General features: G+C 61.7%; 23 protein-coding genes. 9 read left to right on the top strand and 14 right to left on the bottom strand.

Going from position 1 to position 25,034, the window contains the following annotated elements; all coding sequences use genetic code 11:
- The first annotated feature begins 30 nt into the window (after positions 1–30).
- Both AC1DZE_RS14060 and AC1DZE_RS14055 read left to right on the top strand, forming a co-directional pair.
- Entirely contained in the window at positions 31–726 is a 696-nt protein-coding gene (locus AC1DZE_RS14060) for a GntR family transcriptional regulator (RefSeq protein ID WP_477670981.1), read from the top strand.
- 70 nt (positions 727–796) lie between these two features.
- On the top strand, positions 797–3,901 hold the full coding sequence (locus AC1DZE_RS14055) for an FAD-binding and (Fe-S)-binding domain-containing protein (protein WP_477700204.1): 3,105 nt from the start codon (positions 797–799) through the stop codon (positions 3,899–3,901).
- A gap of 134 nt (positions 3,902–4,035) precedes the next feature.
- Here the strand turns inward: AC1DZE_RS14055 and AC1DZE_RS14050 are convergent, their stop codons facing one another.
- A complete protein-coding gene (locus tag AC1DZE_RS14050; protein WP_477700203.1) occupies positions 4,036–4,623 on the bottom strand; it encodes a hemerythrin domain-containing protein in 588 nt (195 codons plus the stop codon).
- A 190-nt stretch (positions 4,624–4,813) separates the two neighbouring features.
- On the opposite strand from AC1DZE_RS14050, the gene AC1DZE_RS14045 reads away from it, so the two are divergent.
- Positions 4,814–5,806, top strand: coding sequence for a DUF2167 domain-containing protein (locus AC1DZE_RS14045; RefSeq protein WP_477674192.1), 993 nt, complete (start codon positions 4,814–4,816; stop codon positions 5,804–5,806).
- Between the two features lie 13 nt (positions 5,807–5,819).
- Positions 5,820–6,545: a site-2 protease family protein gene (locus AC1DZE_RS14040; RefSeq protein ID WP_477670985.1), complete on the top strand. Its 726-nt coding sequence runs from the start codon at positions 5,820–5,822 to the stop codon at positions 6,543–6,545.
- Positions 6,546–6,569: 24 nt separating this feature from the next.
- Here the strand turns inward: AC1DZE_RS14040 and AC1DZE_RS14035 are convergent, their stop codons facing one another.
- Positions 6,570–6,827 carry a hypothetical protein gene (locus AC1DZE_RS14035; RefSeq protein WP_477670986.1) on the bottom strand — a complete coding sequence of 86 codons (258 nt, stop codon included), beginning with the start codon at positions 6,825–6,827 and terminating at the stop codon, positions 6,570–6,572.
- 122 nt (positions 6,828–6,949) lie between these two features.
- Here AC1DZE_RS14035 and AC1DZE_RS14030 point away from each other — a divergent pair, with 122 nt between their 5' ends.
- The 3 genes from AC1DZE_RS14030 (at position 6,950) to AC1DZE_RS14020 (ending at position 8,749) form a co-directional block, all read left to right on the top strand.
- Positions 6,950–7,546 carry a 3'-5' exonuclease gene (locus AC1DZE_RS14030; RefSeq protein WP_477670987.1) on the top strand — a complete coding sequence of 199 codons (597 nt, stop codon included), beginning with the start codon at positions 6,950–6,952 and terminating at the stop codon, positions 7,544–7,546.
- Between the two features lie 134 nt (positions 7,547–7,680).
- Positions 7,681–7,899 (top strand): hypothetical protein, encoded by a 219-nt coding sequence (locus AC1DZE_RS14025; RefSeq protein WP_477670988.1) that lies wholly within the window; start codon positions 7,681–7,683, stop codon positions 7,897–7,899.
- 61 nt (positions 7,900–7,960) lie between these two features.
- The gene (locus tag AC1DZE_RS14020) at positions 7,961–8,749 is read left to right on the top strand and encodes a substrate-binding domain-containing protein (RefSeq protein WP_477670989.1); all 789 of its coding nucleotides are present in this window, start codon (positions 7,961–7,963) and stop codon (positions 8,747–8,749) included.
- Positions 8,750–8,767: 18 nt separating this feature from the next.
- Here AC1DZE_RS14020 and AC1DZE_RS14015 read toward each other — a convergent pair whose 3' ends face one another.
- From AC1DZE_RS14015 to rpsF, 7 genes are all read right to left on the bottom strand, one after another.
- A complete protein-coding gene (locus AC1DZE_RS14015) occupies positions 8,768–9,793 on the bottom strand; it encodes an ABC transporter substrate-binding protein (RefSeq protein WP_477670990.1) in 1,026 nt (341 codons plus the stop codon).
- On the bottom strand, positions 9,790–11,664 hold the full coding sequence (locus AC1DZE_RS14010; RefSeq protein ID WP_477670991.1) for an SLC13 family permease: 1,875 nt from the start codon (positions 11,662–11,664) through the stop codon (positions 9,790–9,792). Before AC1DZE_RS14010 ends, AC1DZE_RS14015 begins: the two co-directional genes overlap by 4 nt.
- Before the next feature lie 231 nt (positions 11,665–11,895).
- Positions 11,896–13,308, bottom strand: a complete 1,413-nt coding sequence (dnaB, locus tag AC1DZE_RS14005) for a replicative DNA helicase (protein ID WP_457278782.1) — start codon at positions 13,306–13,308, stop codon at positions 11,896–11,898.
- Positions 13,309–13,490: 182 nt separating this feature from the next.
- Positions 13,491–13,943, bottom strand: coding sequence for a 50S ribosomal protein L9 (gene rplI, locus AC1DZE_RS14000; RefSeq protein WP_457278783.1), 453 nt, complete (start codon positions 13,941–13,943; stop codon positions 13,491–13,493).
- Positions 13,944–13,954: 11 nt separating this feature from the next.
- Positions 13,955–14,239, bottom strand: coding sequence for a 30S ribosomal protein S18 (rpsR, locus tag AC1DZE_RS13995; protein ID WP_077592883.1), 285 nt, complete (start codon positions 14,237–14,239; stop codon positions 13,955–13,957).
- A 10-nt stretch (positions 14,240–14,249) separates the two neighbouring features.
- Positions 14,250–14,558 carry a primosomal replication protein N gene (gene priB, locus AC1DZE_RS13990; protein WP_477649539.1) on the bottom strand — a complete coding sequence of 103 codons (309 nt, stop codon included), beginning with the start codon at positions 14,556–14,558 and terminating at the stop codon, positions 14,250–14,252.
- Positions 14,559–14,618: 60 nt separating this feature from the next.
- On the bottom strand, positions 14,619–14,984 hold the full coding sequence (rpsF, locus tag AC1DZE_RS13985) for a 30S ribosomal protein S6 (RefSeq protein ID WP_007871089.1): 366 nt from the start codon (positions 14,982–14,984) through the stop codon (positions 14,619–14,621).
- Between the two features lie 321 nt (positions 14,985–15,305).
- Here rpsF and AC1DZE_RS13980 point away from each other — a divergent pair, with 321 nt between their 5' ends.
- On the top strand, positions 15,306–17,126 hold the full coding sequence (locus AC1DZE_RS13980; RefSeq protein WP_477673989.1) for a hypothetical protein: 1,821 nt from the start codon (positions 15,306–15,308) through the stop codon (positions 17,124–17,126).
- Between the two features lie 25 nt (positions 17,127–17,151).
- Positions 17,152–19,011, top strand: a complete 1,860-nt coding sequence (locus AC1DZE_RS13975; RefSeq protein WP_477700202.1) for a hypothetical protein — start codon at positions 17,152–17,154, stop codon at positions 19,009–19,011.
- A gap of 6 nt (positions 19,012–19,017) precedes the next feature.
- Here the strand turns inward: AC1DZE_RS13975 and AC1DZE_RS13970 are convergent, their stop codons facing one another.
- The 5 genes from AC1DZE_RS13970 to ppsA form a co-directional block, all read right to left on the bottom strand.
- Entirely contained in the window at positions 19,018–21,129 is a 2,112-nt protein-coding gene (locus AC1DZE_RS13970; protein WP_477700201.1) for a sodium:solute symporter family protein, read from the bottom strand.
- Positions 21,130–21,387, bottom strand: a complete 258-nt coding sequence (locus AC1DZE_RS13965; RefSeq protein WP_457278787.1) for a DUF4212 domain-containing protein — start codon at positions 21,385–21,387, stop codon at positions 21,130–21,132.
- Positions 21,374–21,979, bottom strand: a complete 606-nt coding sequence (locus tag AC1DZE_RS13960) for a tetratricopeptide repeat protein (RefSeq protein ID WP_477700200.1) — start codon at positions 21,977–21,979, stop codon at positions 21,374–21,376. Before AC1DZE_RS13960 ends, AC1DZE_RS13965 begins: the two co-directional genes overlap by 14 nt.
- Positions 21,970–22,266 carry a hypothetical protein gene (locus tag AC1DZE_RS13955; RefSeq protein WP_477670997.1) on the bottom strand — a complete coding sequence of 99 codons (297 nt, stop codon included), beginning with the start codon at positions 22,264–22,266 and terminating at the stop codon, positions 21,970–21,972. The genes AC1DZE_RS13960 and AC1DZE_RS13955 overlap by 10 nt, the downstream gene beginning before the upstream one ends.
- Positions 22,267–22,450: 184 nt before the next feature.
- Positions 22,451–24,850 (bottom strand): phosphoenolpyruvate synthase, encoded by a 2,400-nt coding sequence (gene ppsA / locus AC1DZE_RS13950; RefSeq protein ID WP_477700199.1) that lies wholly within the window; start codon positions 24,848–24,850, stop codon positions 22,451–22,453.
- Between the last annotated feature and the right edge of the window lie 184 nt (positions 24,851–25,034).

The following is a 25,034-nucleotide window of genomic DNA, read 5'->3' as shown; positions in this document are numbered from 1 at the left end:
ACCCCTGTTTTTTGCATACAAAATTTGCTCATGGCTGCCGAAATCATTCCCATCCCCCGCGCTGCCCTTCACGAACAGGTGGCGCACCGCCTGCGCCAGATGCTGGTTGAAAACCGCATCCAGCCGGGCGCCAAGCTCAATGAACGCGAACTCAGCGAAGTTTTGAATGTCTCGCGCACGCCGCTGCGCGAGGCCATCAAGATGCTGGCCGCAGAGGGCCTGGTCGAGCTCTTGCCCAACCGCGGTGCGATAGCGGTGGAACTCACCGAAGCCGACGTGCTGAATACCTTCGAGGTCATGGCCGGACTGGAGGCGCAATCGGGCGAACTGGCCGCGCAGCGCATCACCGACGACGAGCTGGCCGAAATCAAGGCCATGCACTTTGAAATGCTGGCCGCCTACACACGCCGCGACCTGCCCAACTACTACCGGCTCAACTCCGCCATTCACAGCGCCATCAACGCGGCCGCGAAGAACCCGGTGCTCACCACCACCTACCGGCAGGTCAACGCGCGCCTGCAGGCGCTGCGCTTTCGCTCCAACCAGGACGAAGAAAAATGGAAGTCAGCCGTGAATGAACACGAGCTGATGATTGACGCACTGGCTGCGCGCGACACCGCCGCCATGCGCAAGGTGCTGCTGGGCCACCTGGCCAGCAAGCGCGAAGTCGTGGTCCAGCAACTGCGCGCCGCAGCGGCGCCCTCCAGCACGCCTTCCAGGGCGTGACCTGCAACGTGACCTTTGCCTGGCTTCAGGGCCGGGCCTCAACACCCACACAAAACCCGGATCGCCCGCGATGAACGCCCCCCTTCCACTCAAGATCTCCCGGCAGGCCGCGGCCCACGCCTACGACAACGTGGCCCGCATCAGCAATGAAGTTGCCGGCCGGCTGGCGGCGCGGCTGGCCGCCGAAACACAGGGCGAAGTGCTGTTTTCACCGGCCGACCGGGGCCGCTACGCTACCGACGCCTCGATCTACCAGGTCATGCCTGTGGGCGTGTTTGTGCCGCGCACGGCAGACGATGTGAAGGCCGCGCTGGACATCTGCCGCGACATGCAGGTGCCCATCGTGCCGCGCGGCGGCGGCACCAGCCAGTGCGGGCAAACCGTGGGCACCGGCCTTGTCATCGACTACGCCAAGCATGTGCGCAACATCCTGGCGGTGAACCCGGAAGAACGCACGGCGGAGGTAGAGCCCGGCATTGTGCTGGACCACCTGAACGCCGCGCTGAAAAAACACGGCCTGTGGTACCCGGTGGATGTTTCGACCAGTGCGCAGGCCACGCTGGGCGGCATGGCGGGCAACAACTCTTGCGGCAGCCGCAGCATTGCCTACGGCAACATGGTGCACAACGTGCTGGGTGCCAAAGCCTGGACATCCGACGGCAGCCTGCTACAGCTGGGCGCTTACGCCGGCAGCAGCGGCAAGGCACGCGAGCTGGGCAGCCACGTGCGTGCGCTGGCCGAGGAGCTGCACCCCCTCATCAAGCGGCGCTGGCCGAAAGTCATGCGGCGCGTGGGCGGCTACAACCTGGACATCTTTGACCCGCAGAGCGAGCGGCCCTACACCGGCGACGGCTCGGTCAATCTGGCGCATCTGCTGATAGGCAGCGAAGGCACGCTGGCGCTGACCCGGTCGCTGACGCTGCAACTGAGCGAGCTGCCCCGGGCCAAGGTGCTGGGTGTGGTGAATTTCCCGACCTTTTACCGCGCCATGGATGCGGCGCAATTCATCGTCAAGATCGGCGAAGGCACGCTCACTGCGGTAGAGCTGGTCGACCGCACGATGATCGACCTGTCGCTGCAAAACCCGGCCTTTGCGCCGACGATCCGCAGCGCGCTGATCGGCGATCCGGCGGCCATTTTGCTGGTGGAGTTTTCGGGTGCCAGCAAGGCCGAGCTGTTGCCCAAGCTCAAGCGCCTGGGCGAGTTGATGGGCGACCTGCTGCTGCCCGATTCGGTGGTGGAGATGACCGAGGACGCACCGCAAAAAAACCTGTGGGAGGTGCGCAAGGCCGGCCTCAACATCATGATGAGCCTCAAGGGCGACGGCAAGCCGGTGAGTTTTATCGAAGACTGCGCCGTGCCGCTGGAGCATCTGGCCGCCTACACCGACGCCTTGACCGAGATCTTCAGGAAATACGGCAGCAAGGGCACCTGGTATGCCCATGCCTCCGTCGGCACGCTGCATGTGCGGCCCATCCTGGACATGCGGCGCGAAGGCGCGCCCAAGATGCGCGCGATTGCCGAAGAAGCCTCCGTGCTGGTGCGCAAGTTCAAGGGTGCCTACAGCGGCGAGCACGGCGACGGCCTGTGCCGCGGTGAATGGATCAAGTGGCAGTTCGGCCCGGAGATCAGCCAGGCCTTCGCCGACATCAAGCAATACATGGACCCGGCGGGCTTGCTGAGCCCCGGACGCATGATCAACCCGCCCAAGATGGACGACACGCGGCTGATGCGGTTTCCGCCGGGCTACCGTGTCATTCCCCTGAAGACCGCGCTGGACTGGCGCGCCTGGGATGTGCAGAACGACCCGGCCACCGAAAGGACCAGCGCACCCGGCAGCGGCGGCGACCCGGCCCGTGGCTTTGCCAAGGCCGTGGAGATGTGCAACAACAACGGCCACTGCCGCAAGTTTGACGCCGGCACCATGTGCCCGAGCTACCGCGTGACACGCGACGAGCAGCACCTCACGCGCGGACGCGCCAACACACTGCGCCTGGCATTGAGCGGGCAGCTGGACGGGATGAAGGCCGAAGACGCCTTCACCAGCGAAGCTGTGAAGGAGGCCATGGACCTGTGCGTGGGCTGCAAGGGTTGCAAGCGCGACTGCCCCACCGGTGTGGACATGGCCAAAATGAAGGTGGAGTTTTTGCACCACTACAAGCACAAGCACGGCTACACGCTCAAAGACAAGATGGTCGCGTACCTGCCCGACTATGCCCAATGGGCCAGCCGCCTGGCGCCGCTGCTGAACCTGCGCGACAAGGTGCCGGTGCTGGCGGCCTGGAGCGAAAAACTGATGGGCCTGTCGGCCCGCCGCACACTGCCGCAATGGACGCGCCAGACCTTCTGGAAGCGCCTGAACAAGCCCGGCGCGGCGTCGAAAGGAAGCATCACGACCGCCAGCCGCGAAGAGGTGCTGGCCGCCGCACGGCCGGTCGTGCTGTTTGTGGACACCTTCAACGGCTACTTTGAGTCAGAAAACGCACTGGCCGCGCTCAAGGTGCTGCAGGCCGCCGGCTACACGGTACATGTGGCCGCGAAAACCGTGGCGGACGGCAAAAGCCTGTGCTGCGGCCGCACTTACCTGGCCAGCGGCATGGTATCCAGGGCCAGGGCCAAGGCACGCGAGGTGGTGGAAGCCCTGCTGCCCTTTGCCGAAAAGGGCATCGCCATCGTCGGCCTGGAGCCCTCCTGCCTGCTGACACTGCGCGACGAGATGCTGGTGATGGGCCTGGGCGAAGCGGCGCACACCATCAGCCGCCACGCATTGCTGCTGGAAGAATTCCTGGCGCGAGAAGCGGCCGACGGCAAACTCGACAAGCTCAAGGGCCGGCTGAAAGCGACAGCCCAACCCATCTTGCTGCACGGCCACTGCCACCAGAAGGCCTTTGGGGCGGTGAGCCCCATCATGGATGTGCTCAAGCTGATTCCCGGCGCAAAACCTGAGCTGATCGAGTCAAGCTGCTGCGGCATGGCAGGCAGCTTTGGCTATGAGGCCAACCACTACGAGGTGTCGATGCAGATGGCCGAACTCAGCCTGCTGCCAGCGGTGCGCAAGCAGCCCGACGCCATTGTGGTGGCCGACGGCACCAGCTGCCGCCACCAGATCAGGGACGGCGCGCAGCGCGAGGCGATTCACGTCGCGGTACTGCTGGCGCAGCAGCTGCGGGGCTGAGGGCGGCCGCCACGCGGCATGTTTTCAGAGCCCGAACGCTATACTTTTAATAGCTGCTTGCGCTTTCCCTTATTGGGCTACAGCCTGTTTTTGCTTGAATATTCCGGTGCAACGCACATCAGCCACGCAAGCGCCTAGACATGCCCCACCACCATGGGCGCATGCCTGAGGTGAAGCGACAGGCCAAGGGCAGCCATGTGGTTGCCGTTGCGCCCGAGAATGGTTTCGGCCAGCGGAAGGAATTCTTCCTCTTCAAAGCGCGCGTGTTTCAGGTAGGCCTGCACCAGAGCCTCCGCCGCTTGCAGGTCCAGCTCTGCCGGCTGGTTTTTTGCCGCCGCTTTCACTGCGGGTTCGAGGTCTTTCCAGATCGATTCGATCTTGCGGTGCTCGGCCACCAGGCGCTTGATCATCGCGCTGACCTTCTCGGCCTCTTCCCCCTTGGCGGCGCTGCGCAGCACCGCCGGGAACAATTCATTTTCTTCGTCGGCATGGTGCCCTGCCACCGCGTACTTGAAGAGGCTGAGCGTGTGCGAAGCGACGTTGCGCGCTTGCGCCGCCGCGGCCAGCAAGGCCGGCAGTTCGGCGAAAGCCTGCAGCTGGGACACGATACCGAAGTGGCATTGCGAGAAGCCGGCCAACGGCATGGTGAAGTCAACCAGGCCCGCAGCGGCGGGAGGCGCGGGCAATTCCCCACTGTGGTAGCTGACGTGATGGATGCTCATGGATATTCCCCTGGTTAACGGATGCACCCTGCCGGCCAGCCAACCCGGCAACAGCCAACCGGACACCGTGCAGCCAGTTTGACTATAGGGAGGCGATCAGGGGCGCTGTTGATCCAGATCAAACAAGCCGCCGGTTCCACCAAAGCCCGTGTCAGAATATCCGGAAATTTATTCCAACAGGGAGGACTTGATGAACCATTTGTGGACGCGCATCTGTGCGCTGGCGGTTGTACTGTCTTGCGGTGCTGCCCTGGCGCAGCCGATGTCAAAAGACGAAGCCGAAAAAATCTGGGCGGAAGCCCGCGCCGCAGCCAAGGAAGGCCCGCAGGATATTCCCCTGGCCGACCAGGCCGTGCTGAAGCTGCCGGCCGGCCGCATTTTTGTGCCGCAGCCGCAGGCCACCAGGCTTCTCAATGCCATGGGCAACCCCGGCAAGGATTCGCGGCTGCAGGGCCTGGTGTTTCCCGCGGCCAACGATTCCTGGTTTGTCACGGTGCGCTTTGAGTCCGCAGGCTACGTGAAAGACGACGACGCCAAGGACTGGAACGCCGACGACCTTCTCAAAAGCTACCGCGAAGGCACGGAAGCCTCGAACAGCGAACGCAAGAAGATGGGTTTTCCTGAAATGGAAATTGTCGGCTGGGCCGAAAAGCCGGCCTATAACGCCGCCACCCACCGGCTGGTGTGGGCCATGTCCAGCAAGGACCGCGGCGCAGCGCCCGATGCCGCACAGGGCGTGAACTACAACACTTACGCGCTGGGGCGTGAGGGCTACTTCAGCCTGAACCTGGTGACGGCGCTGAATGATTTGCCGAAGGACAAACCCGTCGCCGCGGAGCTGCTGTCGGCCCTGCAATACAACGACGGCAAACGTTATGCCGATTTCAATTCCAAAACCGACAAGGTGGCCGAATACGGCCTGGCCGCGCTGGTGCTGGGCGTGGCCGCGAAAAAACTCGGCTTCTTCGCCGTCGCCGCACTCTTTTTTGCCAAGTTTGCCAAGGTGATCTTTCTGGCCGTGGCGGGGTTTGGCGCGGTGTTCCTGAAATACTTCAAGCGCAAACCGGCTGCAGCGCCCATGCCGGTCGCGGCCGCCGAGCAGGAGACGGTTCCTGCCGCATTCGGCAGTGCAGCAAACGCGTCAACCACCCCGGCAAAACCCCCAGCGCCGCCTACCGCCTGAAAAGCACCTTCGCGTGACGAAACTCCTGCTGCTGCTTTTCACCGGCGCCAAGTTCGGCAAGCTGCTGCTCACGGGCGGCAGCATGCTGATTTCGGTGTTTGCCTACGCGCTGCTGTTCGGCTGGCGCTACGCAGTGGGTTTTGTGGCCCTGCTGTTTGTGCATGAAATGGGCCACTACATCGCCGCGCGGCAGCGCGGCCTCAATGTGGGCGCACCCACCTTCATTCCGTTTGTGGGCGCCTGGGTGGAGCTCAAGGACATGCCGCATGACGCCGAAACCGAAGCCTATGTGGGCCTGGGCGGCCCGCTGCTGGGCACGATAGGCGCGCTGGCCTGCTATTTTCTGGCGCGCGACCAGGACAGCAACCTGCTGCTGGCGATTGCCTATTCCGGCTTTTTCCTGAACCTCTTCAACCTGATTCCGCTGTCTCCGTTTGACGGAGGCCGCATCACCGCGGTGCTGTCGCCGCGCATCTGGTTTCTGGGGGTGCCGGTGCTGGTGGGCCTGTTCTTCTGGCGGCCCAGCCCCATGCTGATCCTGATGGCGCTGCTGGCCGGGCCGCAGCTGCTGAAGGCCATACGCTACAAATCAGACAGCGAAGAAGCGAAAACCTATTACGCCACCAGCGCCGCCACGCGGTTTGAGTACGGCTTTTATTACCTGGCCCTGGCGGCGTTTCTGGCGGTGATGACACACGATGTGCATGAAATGCTGCGCGGCGTCAGCGGCATGCGGTAAATCGGGCTGAATGCGCGGCTCGTGTCAGTCCGGCACAAACTTCGCATTGAAGGTCGCTTCGTCCTCGGGCAGCTCCATCGTCACCAGTTGCCCCATGCGCATGTCGGCGAGGCGGCAGGCGCCGAACAGGCTGTATTTGCCCTTGAGCCCGTAGCTTTCCATGTCGATCAGCATGAAGGAGTGCGGCACAAACACCTGGTGCAGAAAAATCGTGCGGTGCCGGTTGCGCGGCGACGGAAAGAGCTTGTATTGCTCGGTGGTGATGCTTTGTGCTGCTGCCATGATGTGGGTGAGTGAGGGCGGTCGGGGGCGTCCGATGTAATGCGCCAACCCTGACTGTAAGCTCTAGCCTTGCACAGACCTTGCCGCAGCCCTGTTTTTTGCCCACTTATGCCCCAATACCCATGACAGAGCGTCACCCGACCCCCGGAAAAGAAGAAATTGCCCTGCTGGAGCCGTTCGACCGGCTGAGCCTGGGACAGATCCAGGTGGTGGCGACACCGGCCCAGGCCGCCGCAGCGCTGCAGGCCCTGGCCGGCGCCACGGTGCTGGGCTTTGACACCGAGTCGAAACCGACCTTTGCCAAAAACGAGGCGTCTGAAGGGCCGCACATCGTGCAGCTTTCGACGCTCGACAAGGCCTGGATCTTCCAGCTCGAAGATGCCGAATGCCGCCGCGTGGTCGGGTTGCTGCTGAGCTCGCCTGCCATCATCAAGGCCGGCTTCGGCCTGGGGGACGACCAGCGCCGCATCATCCGCAAGCTGGGCACAGACCTGCAGGGCGTGCTGGACCTGAACGTGGTGTTCCGCGAGCGCGGCTACCGCAAGGACATGGGCGTGCGCGGCGCCGTGGCCGTGATGTTCAACAAGCGCTTCCTCAAATCCAAGAAAGCCGCCACCTCCAACTGGGCCAATGAACGGCTGACGGAAGCGCAGATCATTTACGCGGCCAACGATGCCTATGGCGCGCTGCGGGTGTACAAAGCGCTGGGGCTGGGGTAGGCGCGGCCGCAATACGCTACCAAATTGATAGCTGGTCGCGCTTATCCACAAAGGATTTCAACCGATTTTTACTTAAAAATCCTGACGGCAAAAATTATCTTGATTTTTATCTTTATCTTTAGAAGGAAACAACCATGAAAACACTGTTCCCCCTGCTCGCCTGCGTCCTGATCTCCGGTTGCGCCGCCGAACTGGTCAGCGTCAATGAAAAGCAGATTGTGGTCAAAGCCCGCCCGTCGAAATTGGGCGAAGCCACCGACATCGCTGAAATGGAATGCCAGAAGCGCGGCCTGCATGCCCGGCTGGTGACAAAGCCGACCCCCGAGCAGTACGGGTTTGAGTGCGTGCGCTGAGTCACGCATCCACGCAGCAAGTCGAAGAAGTCGAAGAAGTCGAAGAAAGCGAGGAGATGGCATGCAACAACTTCTGAAGTTCTGCAGGATCTTTTGGCTGCTGCTGCCCGTGCTGGTGTGGCCCGGCGGCGGCGCTTGGGCGGCCGATATACATGTGATGACCTCGGGTGGTTTTACCGCCGCCTACAACGAACTGGTGCCGGCCTTTGAGCGTGCAACCGGGCACAAGGTCATTGCCGCTTATGGCGCGTCCATGGGCGACGCGCCGGACGCCATCCCGAACAGGCTGGCGCGCAAGGAGCGGGCCGACATCGTGATCCTGGCGGCGCCGGCGCTGGATGCGCTCGTGAGCCAGGGCAAGGTGCAAGCCGGCAGCCGGGTGGACCTGGTGCGCTCACTGATCGGCATGGTGGTACGCGCAGGTGCGCCCAAGCCGGACATCAGCACGGTCGACGCGCTCAGGCGCACGCTGCTGGACGCGCGGTCCATTGCCTACTCGGCCAGCGCGAGCGGTGTCTATATTTCGACCGAGCTGTTCCAGCGCCTGGGAATTTCCGCGCAGGTGGCAGGCAAAAGCACCAAAATACTCAGCGAGCGGGTGGGCAGCGTGGTGGCCCGCGGCGATGCCGAACTGGGCTTCCAGCAGGTCAGCGAACTGCTTCCGGTTCCGGGCATCGACTATGTGGGGCCGCTGCCGGATGAAGTGCAGCGCGTCACCGTGTTTTCAGCAGGCATTGCCGCCGATGCTGTCGAGCAGGATGCCGCACGTGCATTGATTCGTTTCTTTACCACTGCGGCGGCCGCGCCCGTCATCCGGAAAACCGGGCTGGAACCTGTCACCGCCCCATGATGGCGGGCCCTGCGGGCATCAGGGGTAGTAGAGTTGCTCCAGCCGCGCGGCTTCGGTGTAGATCGACGGCAGCGTGATGTTGCGGGCAACCAGGGCGGCAGCGCGCAAACCCACGCTGTAGCGCGCGTCCTGGCCCGGAAGCGGCGGCGCACTGGCGGGTTTTGCCTTCAGCCAGGCCAGCGCGTCGGCGGCGGCGATTTCCCCCATCGACTTGGCGGACGGCGCCACACTGAGCCCCCCGCCCTGCTGAACGTATTCAATGTCGACCCCCAGCGGCAAGGGCGCGGCATTGGCTTCGAGCCACTTGATCACCTCGGCATCGGGCACCACGCCGGCCGCCGCGGGCCCGGCACGCAAACTGCCGTGCGAGAGCACCAACACCACATCGGCCTTGCCGTCCATGACCTTGATGGCGGCCTGCCAGGCGGGGAAATCGCCCAGCGTGTGGGTGACCGCCACACTGTGCGGCGCCCAGTTGAAAGCCTCGACCTGCCTGAGTTGACCCTGGCTGGTGGGGCCGGCATCGCCCAGCACCGCCACGCGTACGGGCTGGCCCTTTTTGACGTGCTGCAGCAAGTCTCGCATGGCGGCGAGCGGCAGGCGCTCGGCGACACCGGTGACGTTGGCTGCGCCCACGTACCCGTACTCTGCGGGCTCATGGTCTATGGCGGCGAACACCACCCTGGGACGGCCCTGCCCGGCGAAGCGGCGCATCACGTATTGCTGGGCTTCGTCGTCTACCGCAATCACCAGGTCGGGGTTGAACTGCTCAATGGCGCGCAGGCCTTCCTTTGCGGCGTCCTGGCGGTGGTCTTCATCGGGAAGGCGGTCTATGCCCAGGTAATGCCAGCGAACAGTCAAGGGCTGCCTGTTTTTGTCCAGGACATGGCGTATGCCTTCGTCCATCTTGCCGACGGTGGTGGAGTTGCGGTCCGAGCTGTGCAGCACCAGCACCCGCGGCTTGGACAGGTTGAACATGCCCAGCAGCAGCAGCGCGACGAGAAGGGCCGCGCCCGTCAGGACAGCGAGGGTTCCGTTTTTCATACCAGGCCCAGCCATTCCCAGTAAGGGATCGAGAGATAGGCCGCCAGCAGGCGCGCCAGGTTCATCCAGTGGTTATAGCGCAGGAAATCGGTGTGTTTGTAGTAGCGGTCCAGCCCGCTTCCCATGACCTGCAGGTACTGTGAGCTTTGGTAGGGTATGAACCAGATGTCGCTGAACATGGCGGTCAGGAAGACCACGACCCAGGGGTTGATGAACTGCGCCTGCCCGATCGGCAGAAGGATGACCGCAGCCACGATCATGCCGGCGGTGATGGGCAGCACCAGGCGCAGCAGCAGCGTGACCACCAGCGCGACCGGGATGAACCAGACCATTTTGCCGCCGACGAAATCAAACATGTTGCCCGCGGAATGGGCCAGTGCGGTGTCCAGCCCCAGGTAGCTGATGGCGCGGCTCAGGCCGTCGAGGCTGAGCAGAAAGAAAATCATCGGCCAGTCGATCTTCTGCTGGAAGTCTTTCTTGCTCAGCAAGCCCATGAGCAGCAGGCCCACCAGCAAAAAGGCCGCCAGCCAGGCGGGAGAAATCTGGTGCCAGCCGGCGGTGCCGGCGCCCACCAGGAAGAACAGGAAACCGGTGAGTGCGGCTTTTTCGGGCCGGGTGACGTCGCCCAGCAGGGCCAGCTGTCGCTCGAGCCTTTCCTTGGGCAAAGCGGCCTGGGCCGTGCGCCCAAAACACAGGCGCACCACCACCAGGTGCGCGGCCGTGACGGTGAGCGCAGCCACGCCGGCCGCGACAAACCAGAACAGGCCCTGGAACTGGTCCTGCAGTTGCACGGGCAGCATGCCGAAAGCCGTCAGGTTGGACGACTTGCTGGTCAGCAGCATCGGCGAGAACAGCATGGCACCGGAAAACGTGGCGGCCATCAGGGCCGTGGCGGACTTGCTGTGCGCCGGCAGGTTGAGGCCTTCGATCATGTCGCGGTAAAACGGAAGCACCAGCGACAACCGCGCATTGCCCGAGGGCATGATGGGCGACAGCAGGTAACCCGACAGCAGCAGCGCCGCCTGGTGCCAGAACGGCGTGTCGGGCAGGCGTATCAGCAACCACAACATGAAGCGGTAGCTCAGGCCCGAAGCGGAAATCACCGCGGCCAGCGCATACACGCCCACTAGCGTGGTGAGCGTTCTTGACGAGAAACCGGCCAGCGCGACTTCGTAGGGCACAAGACCGACGATCAGCACCGCGGCGATGGCCACCAGTGGCGGCACGAACTCGTCGGCCAGGTTGAACAGCCACATCAGCACCGTGGCCGACAGGATGGCCAGGAACAACGAGGCCTCCACCACCAGCCCAGCCGAGCCGGAGAGGAAATAAATCGCGGGCGGCACCAGCACCACGCCCAGCCAGCCCACCAGCTCGCGCCGGGAAATGGGTTTGGCCGGTTTTTTGGCGGCAGGCTTGCCGGGGGCCGGCGCAAGAAAGGATTCGCCGCCCACATAACCCATCAGCGTCAGCCAGGCCTTGTTGCGCAAGGCGGGCGATTTCGCAGCCAGCTCGGCCAGGGCGTCGCGGGGGACCTGCACCGCCCTGACCGGCGTGGCTGCCGTGACGCTGCACAGGTAGCTGGCCGTATCGCAGGCGGCCTCTTCACCGCAGCGCATGCCCGGCAGCGCGACGGTACGGCCGCCAGGCGTGGTCAGCTGCAGCTCACCGGTTTCGATCACGTACAGAAATTCGGCCGGCGCGCCTTTTTCGTACAGCGTGTCGCCGGCGGCGAATTCCAGCGTGTGCAGGCTGCCGAGCAGGCGTGCAAGCTGGCTACCGGAAAGGTCGGTGAAAAGCGCGTCGCCACGCAAAAGCGCCAGGATGTCGGCGTCGGGGATGACACCAGGAATGACGGAGGAAACAGGCATGGATTCCCGGACCTACAGTGAGGTGACGGTAAGAATCCGCAGGGGCGTCGGCATGGAACCTCCTCCTTTAGCTATTGTATTGATAGCTGCTTGCGCCCGGCTTGATTGGCCTGCAGCTGTTTTCTGCCATTAAATCACCGTTTTCCCGAAAACGGCCGCCGGAAAACCCTAGGAGGCCACTGCGCCGTGGCCACTCGATACGACAGGAAGACCTGCGAGCTTCTTCAGGCCTCAAAAGTCCCCGCTGCCGCCGCTGGCCAGGCTTTCGAACTTGGTGATGCGGTTCAGGAACGCCAGTTTGACTGTGCCGGTGGGGCCGTTACGCTGCTTGCTGATGATGACCTCGGCGACGCCCGGCTCCTTGCAGGCCTCTTTGGTGTAGTACTCGTCACGGTAGATGAACATGATGATGTCGGCGTCCTGCTCGATGGCGCCGGACTCGCGCAGGTCGCTCATCATGGGGCGTTTGTCGGTGCGGGATTCCACGCCGCGGCTGAGCTGCGACAGCGCGATCACGGGGCACTGCAGCTCTTTGGCCAGCATCTTCAGGCCGCGTGAGATTTCGCCGACGGCGGTGGCGCGGTTCTCGTCTGCCATGCCGCCGGATACGCTCATGAGCTGCAAATAGTCGACCACAATCAGGCCGAGCTTGCCGCACTGGCGTGCCAGGCGGCGGGCGTTGGCACGCAGCTCACTCACAGTGAGGCCGGGGGTTTCGTCGATGTGCAACGAAACCGTGCGCAGCTTTTCAATGGCTTCGGTCAGGCGCGGCCATTCTTCGTCCGTCAGGGCGCCGGTGCGCAGATGGGTCTGGTCGATGCGGCCAATGGAGCCCACGATACGCACGGCAAGCTGCGAGGCGCCCATTTCCATGGAGAACACGGCAACGGGCAGACCTTCGAGCAAGGCGACGTTTTCGGCAATGTTGATGGCCAGTGCGGTTTTGCCCATGGAGGGGCGCGCCGCCAGGATCACCAGGTCACCGGCCTGGAAGCCGGACGTCATGCGGTCCAGGTCGTAGAAGCCCGTGGGCACGCCGGTGACGTCCTGCGGATTCTCGGCCATCTCGGTGACGCGATCGAGCAGGCTCACGACCAGCGTGTCCATGCTCTGGAAGCCTTCTTTCATGCGCGAGCCCTGCTCGCCGATCTTGAAGATCTTCTGTTCGGCCTCGTCGAGGATGGTGGCGACGTCTTTCCCCTGCGGGTTGAAGGCATTGGTGGAAATCTCGTCCGAGGCGGACACCAGTTTGCGCAGGATGGAGCGCTCGCGCACGATCTCCGCGTAGCGGCGGATGTTGGACGCGCTGGGAACGTATTGCGCAAGGGAATTGAGGTAGCTCAGGCCCCCTACTTCGTCGGCCTTGCCCTGGTTCTGCAGGTGCTCGTAGACCGTGATGATGTCGGCCGGTTTGGAGGCGTTGATCAGGGCGCCTACGGCGGCATAGATCAGCTTGTGTTCGGAGCGGTAGAAGTCCTGGTCGGTCAGCAGGTCGCCCACACGGTCCCACGCGCCGTTGTCGAGCAGCAGGCCGCCCAGCACGCTGGATTCACCCTCGATGGAGTGCGGCGGAATGCGCAGCTGGGCGATCTGGCGGTCAGGGCTGTAGCCGGGATCGTCATAGGTGGAAAGTACGGCGGACATGGGTTTCCTTGGGAGAGGGTGAATGGTACGCCGGGAGCGTAAAACCTCACGGGATAAGGTTGTGGACAACCGGGGGAAATCGGGTGGAAATACACCGTGAGCTTGTGTACAGCCGCTTGATCCGGCCGGCCATGAAAAAAGCCGCTCGGCGAGCGGCTTTTTTTCGGGAAGGGAGAAAACGCTTAAGCGGTTTCGCCGTACACGGTGACGGTGATGTCCACTGCCACGTCGGTGTGCAGGGCAACGGTCACGGCGTGGTCGCCAACAATCTTCAGCGGACCGTTAGGCATGCGGATTTGCGACTTCAGCACAGGGAAGCCCTGCTTGGTCAGCTCGGCCGAGATGTCATGGTTGGTGACGGAGCCGAACAGGCGGCCGTCAACACCGGCTTTTTGCGTGAGCTTGACGGTGGTGCCGCCGAGCTTTGCGCCCTGGGCCTGCATTTCGGCCAGCTTGGCAGCTGCAGCTTTTTCGAGTTCGGCGCGCTTGGCTTCGAATTCGGCCTTGTTGGCTTCCGTGGCGCGGCGTGCGCGGCCCGAAGGGATCAGGAAGTTGCGTGCATAGCCGTCTTTGACCTTGACGATTTCGCCGAGGTTACCGAGGTTCACGACTTTGTCGAGCAGAATAATTTGCATGGTCGTGCTCCTTACAGGCTACGGTGCTGGTCGCTGTAAGGCAGCATCGCGAGGAAGCGAGCGCGCTTGACGGCGGTGTTGATCTGGCGCTGGAAAATCGCGCGCGTGCCAGTCAGGCGTGCGGGGATGATTTTTCCGTTTTCGGCTACGAAATCGCGCAGGGTGTCGATGTCTTTGTAGTCGATTTCTTCAACGCCAGCGGCTGTGAAGCGGCAAAAACGCTTGCGCTTGAACAGCAGGGATTGGGTATTGCGCTTGGGGCGCTTGTCTTTGTTGAAACGTTTTGGTCCGGGCATGATGGACTCCTTAAATGGGGTTCGGTACTTGCTCTACCTTGTGCAGAGCCTGGATATGAAAAACAACACCTTTGCTGGTGCGCGCATTGATCAGAAAACCGGTGAACCTGAAGGGTTTGCCTAGCGGGGATTTGGCTGATTGCTCAGCCAGCGCTCCGAAAGCAACCGCCCTTACCGTCAACTTGACCTGTCTGGTGACTCCGGCTTCGACGATTTCGGACTCGTGTTCGAGGACGAAATTGGCGGCGGGGATTCCAGCGGGCGTGTAGCGAAGAGGACTTGCCTCGGCGATACAGGCGGTCAGTTCAACGTGGTTCACTGCGGGCTCTTGCTCAAAAGCAGATGCGCAGCAGCGAGGCGTTCAACAGCATGGTGGCTATTAAGCCGCATACTCCTGCTGTTGGGCCTTACGGGCTTCTTCCCTCTCGACGTTGCGCATCATGAGGGACGGGCCGGTTTCGGCTTTCTTCTTCACCACGGTCAGGTGGCGCAGCACGGCATCGTTGAACTTGAACGCGTGTTCGATTTCTTCCATCACGGCCTGGCTGGCTTCGATGTTGATGCAGAGGTAGTGGGCTTTGGCCAGTTTCTGGATCAGGTACACCAGCTGGCGGCGGCCCCAATCTTCGACACGGTGCACTTTGCCACCGCCGGCGGTGATCATGCCCTTGTAACGTTCCAGCATGGCTGGGACTTGCTCGCTTTGATCCGGGTGGATCAGCAAGACGATCTCATAGTGACGCATAAACTCTCCTTGTGGTTGATTGAAGCTGCCCCAGCGTCGTTAAGGGTGCAGCAAGGCGAAGCCCATGATTATAGCCTGAAGACTTGTTCGGATGCCAGTTGGCCTGGCCATCCATCTAGAAACCCAGGAAATCGCAGCTTTTGGGGTAGTTTCCCCCTGCTTCAAAGCGCTGGCACCAGCGCCGGACACAGCCGGGTAGAACCCACGCGATGATCCATGCAATGAAGCTCTTTGGCTGATTGTTACTGCGTGTTAATCTCCCGCCAGATCCGGATGCGCTGGACTACAACCCTCCCGCACCCGCCTACCTACGCCGTCGACATGCAACTGCTTCACGCGCCAGCAAGCCTTTCAGGGCGGCATGCGACCTATGCGGTCTGGCTGGTATACGGCCTCCTGCTGCTCTGCCTTGGCCTGATTTTCAAGCCCTTTTTCCCTCTGGAAAGAGGATGGCTGGGTCATGACTACTCGCTGATGTTGCCCAACTGGCTGGATGGGCACATCTGGTTTTCCACGAACGGATTGAGCACCCCATGGTTTACACCGTCATTCTGTGCCGGTCAGCCCTTTTTTCCTGATCCACAGTCCGCTTTTTATTCGTTTCCACAGTTACTGGCCATACTGGCCGGGCCGATCAACGCCACATATCTGTTGCTGTGCCTGAGCGCGAGCCTGATGTTCTGGGGCGGTTATCTGCTGGCGCGCAAGGTCTTTTTAACCGGCCCCCTGGCGGCAGTATTGGTGGGCGGCTTGCTGATGTTCAACGGGTTTCTTCCACATCGGATCATCATCGGGCATGTCGGCTTCCATGGGCTTGCCCTGGTGCCTTGGCTGGCCTTGCTGCTCCTGCTGCCTATCCGCTCGCGACTCGATCAGGCCGGGATATCAGTGCTGGCGGGGGTTGTGCTTGCCTATTGGGTGCATTCCGGCCTCAGCACTCTGATGCTCGCAGGGGGCCTCGCTGTTTTCGTGATCGGTCTGCTGCATTGCATGACCGGCGGCGACCTCCGGCAGTTCATGGCGAGGGGATTGATCGCCTGCATCGTCGGCTTGGCGCTTTCGGCGTCCAAGCTGATGGCAACCTTTTCCTTTCTTGCCCTTTTTCCTCGTACTTTTTATCCGCTGCCGGGCGCACCTTCATGGCATGAAGCGGCAGGAATGACCGTCGCAGCACTTTTTCTGGAGTCCCAGCAGGCCTACCAGATCGGCAAGGCTTCCATGACCAACCTGCAGGCCACGCAATCGCCGCACGAGTGGGCCTTCAACTTCGGGATGGCGAGCGCCGTTTTGCTGGTTTGCCTTATGGTTGACAGGATTCGCCGAGCAACAACGGCATTTCGGCTTCCGGGCTGGCGTCAATTTCTGTTGGGCTCTGCCTTGCTGCTGAGCCTGGCCGTGCCGCTGGCACTTAACTACTTTGATCCGCGGTGGAATGCCTTCCTGAAAACGCTGCCCATCGTCAACTCAGCCAGCACGCTGGTACGCTGGCTGGTGGTGTACATCACCATTTTTGCCGTCGGTATGGGCTTGCTGCTGCAACGCGCGACCTGGAAACGCTGGAAAGGCCTGGCCGTGGCGGCCTGCCTCACAGCAACAGTGGCGCAGTCAGCGCTTGAAGGCCGGGAGTTCTATTCGTGGCAGGGATATGACCCCCGCAGCGTGGTAATCGCTGAAAAAAAATTACGGGACGGTACATTTGCCGCAGGAATCCGGGAACTCGGAAGCCGTGCAGACATGCAGACCGAGACGGGCATTCTGCGAGTGACATCCAACAACCTTCTGGCTGCAGGCAAATCGGCGCTCTTTTGCTATAACCCCGTTTTCGGTTACAGCCTGGAGAGATTCTCAGCAGAAGGCCTGACAACAGGGCCAGTTCTTGCCGAGCACAACGGGTTCCTGAACCTGAAAAACCCGGCCTGCTACGTTTACCCAAAAGAAAACAACTGCAAACCAGGCGATCTTTTCCGTGCAGATCAACGCGAGGAAGCCCAGAAATTCGCAAACTACAAGCCATTTGCTTTCAATTTCTCGGCACGCCAGGAAATGGCCAATCTGCTGACGTATATCTCATGGGTGCTGGTTGGTCTCGCCATGCCGGGATGGCTCGTCGGCACCCTGTGGCGCCGGCGCAAGGCGCCCTGACACACCCAATACTCCCCAGGCATACATGCAGCTTTTTTCAAAATGGAACGCCCCCTCACCGCGCCAGCAATCAGCATGGATTTGGCTGATTTTTTTGGTATTACTGGCTATTACAGCTCAGACGTTTGAACCATTTTTTCCGATTCAGGATGGCTGGCTGGGCCCCGACTTCAAACTTGCACTGCCAGGCTGGCTGGATGGTTATATCTGGTTCACCCAAAACGGCCTGAGCGTGCCCTGGTTCACCCCGTCGTTTTGCGCCGGGCAGCCTTTTTTTCCAGACCCGGTATCGGCGTACTACTCGCTGCCCCAGTTCTTGGCCATTGCCATGGAGCCCGTCAAAGCCGCCTGGGTGACGCTCTGCATCGCAGCCAGCTTGCTGTTTTGGGGGGGTTATCTTCTGATGCGCAAAGGCTTCATGGCAGGGCCGCTAACGGGCCTGCTTGTAGGCGGAATGCTGATGCTCAACGGATTTCTGCCTCAGCGGATGATCATCGGGCATGTGGTCTTTCACGGTTATGCGCTGGTCCCGTGGCTGGCGCTGCTGCTGCTCCTGCCGCTTCGGTCCCGAGCCGACACGGCTGTCGCGATAGCACTGGCAGGCCTCATCCCGGCGTACTGGGTTCATTCAGGCTTCAGCACACTGCTCCTGCCAGCAGCGCTGTCCGTGCTGCTGCTGGGTTTGCTTCATGGCTTGCTGGGGGGGGCCTTCCGCCAGTTCATGATCCGGGGCGTGCTGGCGGCCACCATTGGTGCAGCGCTTTCAGCTTCCAAACTGGTCGCCACGTTTTCCTTCATGGCCTTTTTTCCGCGCACTGCCTACCTGCTTCCAGGCGCAGGTACTTTGACAGACACGGTGACCATGATCATGGCCGCCCTGTTCATGGATTCGCAGCAGGCACACGACATCGGGGTGAAGTTGCTCGTCAACCAGCAGTGGGGGCTTAACCCGGAGGAATGGGCGTACAGCTTTGGCACTGCATGCGCAGTACTACTTGTCCTTCTACTTTCCGAGCGCATGATGCGATGGACGCTGACATCCCGGGCACTTAAATGGCCCGCGCCACAAAAACTGTTCATGCTGCTGGCCTTCGTCGTTGGCTTGGTATGGCCCATTGCATTTAACTACTTTGAGCCGCACTGGAATGCCATCCTTAAAAGCATTCCCGTCATCAACTCAACCAGTACGCCACTGCGTTGGATCATTGTGTACATCCCAATGATCGCCGTCGGCACAGGCTTGCTGTTCGAGCGTTCCGGGTGGCCACATCTGAAAGTCGTCGCAGTTATCGCATGCCTCACAGGTCTAGTCATTCAGTCATCATCCGATCCGAGAAAGTTCTATTTCCAGCCGATTTACTATTCCGGCGCCATCGCCATAGCTCACCAGCAATTGAAAGAAAAGAGCTTTACGCCTGAGATCAGGGAACTGGGAACCGTCTCAAAGATACAGTCTGGACCGCGGCTGTTGAGGGCCATTGTCAATAACACACTGGTTGCCGGCATGTCGCAACTGGAGTGCTACAACCCGGCGTTTGGATACCGCAGAGAGTATTTTTCAGCCGACGGATTAAGTCCCGGGCCAGTTCTTGCCGAGCACAACGGGTTCCTGAACCTGAAAAACCCGGCCTGCTACGTTTACCCAAAAGAAAACAACTGCAAACCAGGCGATCTTTTCCGTGCAGATCAACGCGAGGAAGCCCAGAAATTCGCAAGCTACAAGCCATTTGCTTTCAATTTCTCGGCACGCCAGGAAATGGCCAACCGGCTGTCGTATATCGCCTGGGTCTCGTTTGGGCTGCTCATGCTGGGCTGGCTGGCTGCCACGCTTTGGCGTTGGCGCACGGCGCCCCGACAATCCAGGCAGCCAAACCACGTGGCTTGAGCTTTTTCAGAGACGTTTCAGGTCCGGATAGCGAATGTATTCCACCAGTTCCTGGACTTTCTGGCTGGGCGGCGGGGTGAGCAGGCTCACCAGCACAATCACCGCAAAACCGACCGGAACACCGAAAAGCCCGGCCGAAATCGGGTCTATGCCCCACCACAGCTGCACCGGCGAGGTAATGCCGAAGGTGGTGCGCAGCCAGGCCTGGTTGGTGAACATGTAATACGAGGTTACGCCCAGGCCCGACACCATGCCCAGCACGGCCCCGATGCCGTTGGCGCGTTTCCAGAAGATCCCCAGGCTGAGCGCCGGGAAGAACGAGGCGGCGGCAAACGAGAACGCGGCCGACACCAGAAACAGGATGTCCGCCGGCTTTTGCGCCGCCACATAGGCCGCCAGCAAGGCCACGATCAGCAGCAATATCTTGGACACCGTCACCCGGCTCACCGTTGATGCATTGGGATCGATCATCTTGTAATAAAGGTCGTGGCCCAGCGCATTGGCAATCGTCAGCAGCAGGCCGTCGGCGGTGGAAAGCGCTGCAGCCAGCCCACCCGCCGCCACCAGGCCTGAAATCACATACGGCAAGCCTGCCAGCTCGGGCGTCAGCAGCACCACAATATCGCCGCCTATGTTCATCTCATTGAGCTGCAGGATGTTGTCCTTGTTGATATCGGTGACCGACAGCAACGAAGGGTCCACCCGCGTCCAGGAATGCACCCACGCGGGCAGCTGGTCAAACGGCATGCCCACCAGCACGGTGAATATCTCGTACTTCACCAGCACGGCCAGTGCCGGTGCGGTGAAATAAAGCAGGAAGATACACACCAGCGACCAGGTGACTGATTGCCGCGCTTCCCGCACACTGGGCACGGTGTAATAGCGCATGAGGATGTGCGGCAAGGCCGCCGTGCCCACCATGAGGCAAAAAACCAGCGCCAGAAAATTGCGGCGCGAAGTCTCGTAAGTCTCCTGCTCTTTCGGGGTCCCATCCGGATTGCCCGAGAACTGGGCCGCGTGGGCGGGCATGCCGTTAAGCGGCTGGGTTTTGACGTCCGCAGCGGCCCTGGCCGCCGTCCAGGCCTTGACGGCTGCGGCCTCGTCCCGGGGCATGCCGGCCATCGCCCTGGCGGCCGACGAAATTTCAGCCACGGATGCATTGCCGCTTTTGAGCTGCTCCATTCGTTTGGCGGCGGCCAGCTTGTCGGCGGCCAGCGACTCGGCGGGGTGCTCCAGCCTGCCCGACAGCGCTTCCGAGCGCTGCCGGAACAGCTCGCGCACCTGCAACTCTTTGGGGTCGGCCGTCAGCTCTTTCTCCTTGGCCGTGACCTTTTCAAGCTGAAAGCCATAAACCAGCTGCGGCACTGGCACGCCCGTCTGCTTGACCGACAGCCAGATCACCGGAATGAGGTAGGCCACCACCAGGATGATGTACTGGGCCACCTGTGTCCAGGTCACCGCGCGCATGCCACCCAGGAAAGAACATACCAGGATGCCACCCAGCCCCAGGAAGATGCCCAGCTCGAACGCGATGCCGGTCAGGTAAGAGGTGATCAGGCCCACGCCGTAAATCTGCGCCACCAGATAGGTGAAGGAGCACAAAATAGCCGCCGCCACGCCGATGAGCCGCGGCAGTCGCCCACCGTAACGCTCTCCCAGAAAATCCGGGATGGTGAACTGACCGAACTTGCGCAGGTAAGGCGCCAGCACCAGAGCGACCAGGCAGTAGCCGCCTGTCCAGCCCATGATGAAAGCCAGGCCGCTGTAGCCCGTGAGGTAAAGCGTGCCCGCCAGACCAATGAACGAGGCCGCCGACATCCAGTCGGCGCCGGTGGCCATGCCGTTGTAGACCGCCGGCACGCGCCTCCCTGCCACATAGTATTCGGAGGCGTCGGTGGTGCGGCTCATGACGCCTATGCCCGCATAGAGGCCTATGGTGGCCAGCAAAAAGGCCGTACCTATCCAGAGGCGCGGCAGGCCCGCACGTTCCAGAAGCGCCAGGACGACCACAAACACCACCAGGCCCAGCGTGTACCAGCGGTAGATGCGGTCCAACTGCTTTTTGAACTGCTGGCTCGAGAGCATGACCCCGTCGCGCGAACCAAAAAAGCCGCCCATTCAGTCCTCGTCCGCCACGTCATGCTCAATATCGAGCCGGTTCATGTACCAGGCATAAAAACCGACGATGAGGCAATACACCACCAGGGCGCCCTGCGCGCCCATCCAGAAGCTGAAAGGCCAGCCAAAAAAAGTGAAATTCAGCGCCCGCGCGAAGTAGCTCACGCCGAACGTGACACTGAACCAGATCAGGAGCAGCGCAGCTGTCACAACCAGGTTCTTGCGCCAGTAACGGCGGTGACTCTCAGTGGGCTGCATGGGCTGCCTCGCCGGTGGCCGCAAAAACGGACTCGTTCTCGCGCTCGAACTGGGCAGCAACGCGCGGCTCAAAGCGACTCAGGTGCGCAATCACCTTGCGCGCCTTGGCGGGCTGGCCCAGCGCCAGCCACACCTGCGCGAGCCGGTACCAGCCGTAAGGGCCCAAGGGCTGCAGGGCTGTGTTCTTTTGCAAGGCCTCGGCGGCTTCCTCAAACCGGTGCGCGTGAATATGCACCAGTGCCAGGCCATACCAGGCCTGGTCCAGGCGAGCGTCCAGTGCCACCGCGCGCTCAAAGGCCGGCCCGGCCTCATCATGGCGTCCCGCCTGCTGCAACACATAACCCAGGTTGAACCAGCCCGCGGCATGGCCGGGCCTGACGGCGGTCAATTGCTGCAGGCTGGCAACGGACTCTTGTGTGAGCTGGAGCTGCGCCGCCACATGGCCGCGGCTGGCTAGCGCATAAGGGTCTGCCGGGCGCAGTTGCAGCATCTGGTCAAAGACGGCCAGCGCGGCAGGCCGTTTGGCGCAGGCGAGCAAAAGCAGTGCGCGTATTTTCAGAAAACCGTATTGAAGGGCAGCGTCTATTTGCACAGTGCCACCCCGATCTCCAGGCAGATGCGGATTTTGGCGATGGCCGCAATGGCCCACACCAGCAGCAGCACCAAAAAGGCCACCAGCGGCAAGTGACGGTCCATCACGACCTGCGGAGATATCCAGCGTGCTGCCTTGACCCAAGGCAGGCCCACCAGCTGAAGCACGCGATAAAACGGATTGCTGTCCTTCGCCGCGCCTGCCAGCAGGCCTACTGCCCATTGCCCGGCCAACGCAAGCAGAGCAATTTCAGTGAGCAGTTTGATGGTAGTGGTGACGGCAAGCATGGCTCACGACAAACAGATGAAGGGATGAAGGCAACGATTCCGATTGTCATCGGAGGTATTGCCAATTGTTTACCGGGAAACCTCCTGCCATCGCGGGTTTTCCCTCGGTCGCGCGGTTCCGACGCAAAAAAAATGCGCTGCGAATCTCTCCGCAGCGCACCGTTTCAATTCATGTCAACCGTCTTCAGTTGGCCAGTTGCTTCCAGGTGGCGATCACCGTGTCGGGATTCAGCGAGATGGAGCCGATGCCTTCGTCCTTCAGCCACTGCGCAAAGTCCGGGTGGTCGCTGGGGCCCTGGCCGCAGATGCCGACGTATTTCCCCGCGCGCCGGCAGGCCTGGATAGCCCGGCTCAGCATGGCCTTGACGGCGGGGTCGCGTTCGTCAAAATCCTGGGCCAGGATGTCCAGACCGGAGTCGCGGTCCAGGCCCAGCGTGAGCTGGGTCAAATCGTTCGAACCAATCGAGAAACCGTCGAAGAACTCGAGGAACTCGTCGGCCAGTATGGCGTTGCTGGGCACCTCGCACATCATGATCACGCGCAGGCCCTGCTCGCCGCGCTTGAGGCCGTGCTGGGCCAGCAGGTCCGTGACCTTTTTGGCCTGGCCCAGGGTGCGTACAAATGGCACCATGACCTCGACGTTGACCAGACCCATGTCGTTGCGCACGCGTTTGAGCGCCTCGCACTCCATGGCAAAGGCCTCGCCAAAATCGGGGCTAAGGTAGCGCGATGCGCCGCGAAAGCCCAGCATCGGGTTTTCTTCCTCAGGCTCGTAGCGTGAGCCGCCGATCAGCTTGCGGTATTCGTTGGACTTGAAGTCCGACAGACGCACGATCACCGGCTTGGGCCAAAAGGCTGCCGCGATCGTGGCCACGCCTTCGGTCACCTTGTCGACATAAAAGGCACGTGGCGAGGCATGGCCGCGCGCCACGCTTTCCACTGCTTTTTTCAGGTCGGCATCCACATTGGGGTAATCAAGAATCGCCTTGGGGTGCACACCGATGTTGTTGTTGATGACAAATTCCAGCCGTGCCAGGCCAACGCCGTGATTGGGGATCTGGCAGAAATCAAACGCCAGCTGCGGGTTGCCGACGTTCATGGTGATCTTCATGTCAATCGCAGGCATCTCGCCGCGCTGCACTTCGGTCACTTCGGTTTCCAGCAGACCGTCATAAATGTTGCCGGTATCGCCTTCAGCGCAGCTCACGGTGACGAGCATGCCATCTTTCAGCGTTTCGGTGGCGTCGCCGCAGCCGACCACGGCCGGGATACCCAGCTCGCGCGCGATGATGGCGGCGTGGCAGGTGCGCCCGCCGCGGTTGGTCACGATGGCGCTGGCGCGCTTCATCACCGGTTCCCAGTTCGGGTCGGTCATGTCGGTCACCAGGATGTCGCCGGCCTGCACCTGGTCCATGTCCTTGATGTCGTGCACGATGCGGACCGCGCCCGTGCCGATCTTCTGGCCGATCGCGCGGCCTTCTGCCAGCACGGTGCCGGTGCCCTTGAGCTTGTAGCGCTGCTCTGCCTTGCCCTTGGACTGGCTCTTCACAGTCTCGGGGCGCGCCTGCAGGATGTAGAGTTCGCCGTCGATGCCGTCTTTGCCCCACTCGATGTCCATCGGGCGGCCATAGTGGGCCTCGATGATCAATGCATAGCGGGCGAGTTGCTCGACGTCGGTGTCGTTCAGCGAATAGCGGTTGCGCAGCTCGGTCGGCACATCAGTGGTCTTGACCAGCTTGCCGCCGGCTTTTTTCTCGTCGGCGCTGGTGAACTCCATCTGCAGCAACTTGCTGCCCAGGTTGCGGCGAATGACGGCGCGTTTGCCCGCTTTGAGCATGGGTTTATGCACGTAAAACTCGTCAGGGTTGACGGCGCCCTGCACCACCGTCTCGCCCAGGCCGTAGCTGGAGGTGATGAACACCACGTCTTCAAAGCCGCTTTCGGTGTCGATGGTGAACATCACGCCGGCAGCACCCTTGTCGCTGCGCACCATGCGCTGGATACCGGCTGAAAGCGCTACGTCGGAATGGGCAAAGCCCTGGTGAACCCGGTAGCTGATGGCGCGGTCGTTGTACAGCGAGGCGAACACCTCTTTCATCTTGTGCAGCACGTCCTCGATGCCGACGACGTTCAGGAAGGTTTCCTGCTGGCCGGCAAACGACGCGTCCGGCAAGTCCTCTGCCGTGGCGGATGAGCGCACCGCAAAGCTGGCCTGGGCATTGCCGGCGCTGAGGGCGGCAAAACTGTCGCGAACGGCTTTTTCCAGATCGGCCGGGAAAGGCTGGGCTTCCACCAGCTTGCGGATTTTGGCGCCGGCTTCGGCCAGCGCACGCACGTCATCGGTGTTGAGCGTGTCCAGCACGCCGTTGATTTTTTTGTCGAGGCCGTCATGCGCCAGGAACACGCGAAAGGCGTGGGCCGTAGTGGCAAATCCGGTGGGAACACGAACCCCGTTCGGGCCGGTCGGCAGTTGCGAAATCATTTCGCCGAGGCTGGCGTTCTTGCCGCCGACAGACTCGACGTCTGTCATCCTCAGGTTTTCAAACGGTACGACCAGGGCGGTCGCCTCAAACAGCTTGGACATGAAAATACTCCGGGAGGTTTAAAAACCGGGGAATTCACCATGCGCGGCAAGCAACCTTGTTGTTGTTGGAAGGGGTTGTGGCGGGGCATGATGTGACAAACTGGATAATTGCCACGATTGTAGGGGCCTCGGGCCCGGCGTGCCGTGTCAGGCTTTCACCCGGCTTTCAACCAGCGAAACCCTT

The organism is Polaromonas sp. P1_F1 (assembly GCF_056405795.1).
The sequence above is the reverse complement of the archived record's forward strand: the minus strand, read 5'-3'. Positions and strand labels throughout refer to the sequence as shown.